The 1,494-nt window shown below is 62.7% G+C and carries 1 protein-coding gene; it reads left to right on the top strand.

What is annotated here, in order from left to right; genetic code table 11:
* Positions 1 to 90 precede the first annotated feature (90 nt).
* Positions 91 to 1,059 (top strand): class 1b ribonucleoside-diphosphate reductase subunit beta, encoded by a 969-nt coding sequence (gene nrdF, locus R1101_RS0123325; protein ID WP_026003632.1) that lies wholly within the window; start codon positions 91 to 93, stop codon positions 1,057 to 1,059.
* Positions 1,060 to 1,494: the final 435 nt, after the last annotated feature.

Raw genomic sequence — 1,494 nt, 5'->3', positions numbered from 1 at the left:
GGTGAATTGGGCAGACGTCACGGCACGGTTTGCCGCAGCGCGTGCCGGTGCCCACAACGGCCTGTTCTCCTTCGACGAAACGACACACTCGTGAGTGGGCGACTCGTTGATCGCGTGCACGCGATCAACTGGAACCGAGTACCGGACCCGAAGGACGCCCAGGTTTGGGACCGGCTGACCGGGAACTTCTGGCTTCCCGAACGCATCCCGCTATCCAACGATCTTGCGTCCTGGCAGACCTTGACCGAGCACGAACAACAACTGACCATCCGGGTTTTCACCGGACTGACCCTCCTGGACACCACGCAGGCCACCGTAGGAGCGGTGTCCATGATCGCCGACGCAGTCACCCCGCACGAAGAGGCGGTACTGACCAACATGGCGTTCATGGAATCTGTGCACGCCAAAAGTTACAGTTCCATCTTCTCCACCCTGTGCTCCACCACCGAGATCGACGCCGCGTTCGACTGGTCCGAAACCAACCGTCACCTACAACGCAAGGCGCAGATCATTGTCGACTATTATCGCGGCGACGATCCCCTCAAGCGTAAAGCCGCCTCGGTCATGCTCGAATCATTTCTGTTCTACTCCGGTTTCTATCTGCCCATGCATTGGTCTGCGCGTGGCAAGCTCACCAACACGGCCGACCTCATCCGGCTGATAATCCGCGACGAAGCCGTACACGGCTATTACATCGGCTACAAATGCCAGCGCGGCCTGGCCGCGCTGACCGAAGCTGAACGCGCTGATCACCGCGACTACACTTACGACCTGCTGCATACCCTCTACAGCAACGAGGTCGACTATGCCCATGACCTCTACGGCACCATCGGCTGGACACCCTCGGTTCTTCCATACATGCGATTCAACGCGAACAAGGCTCTGGCCAACCTGGGCTATCCGCCCGCTTTCGAACCCGCTGATTGTCAGGTCGCACCCGAGCTCCTGTCCGCCCTCGATCCAGGAGCAGGCGAAAACCATGACTTCTTCTCCGGTGCAGGAAGCTCCTACGTCATAGGCAACCAACAACCCACTCACGACGAAGACTGGGACTTCTGACCGACACCAACGATCGCCCGCCGGGCCGTGGATTCACCCAGTACCGCCGAGGCTGCGGGATCATCGGGCGGGTTACACCGGCGCAGACCTGCCGGGACTACCAGGTACGTGTGCACCGCCCTCGATATCGGCGCCCCCGGCTTCCTCCTCGAGGACATCGACCCACCTGAACTGGTCTTCGCAGTCAGGACCGTCGCCCGCGGAGGTGCCGCGCTCTCACCACGGATCGCGCCACGTCTCGTCGCCGAGTTTGCACGCCGCCGCCCGGGCGCGCTGGGCCGGGCCTCCGTCACAGCCGCTGCGTGTACCGCCAGGCCTGCGTGGTGAGCCGCTCCGCCTGTGCGCCGAAGGACGCCGGCGTCCGGTCGATGTCACCCATCGCGCCACGGAGTGTCCGGGCATAGACGCCCTCGACGATGCACGCGGTCTTCCACC

This window comes from Rhodococcus sp. R1101 (genome assembly GCF_000278445.1).
Lineage (GTDB): Bacteria > Actinomycetota > Actinomycetes > Mycobacteriales > Mycobacteriaceae > Rhodococcus > Rhodococcus gordoniae.
Note: the sequence above shows the minus strand (reverse complement) of the source record. Positions and strands in the feature narration are given on the sequence as shown.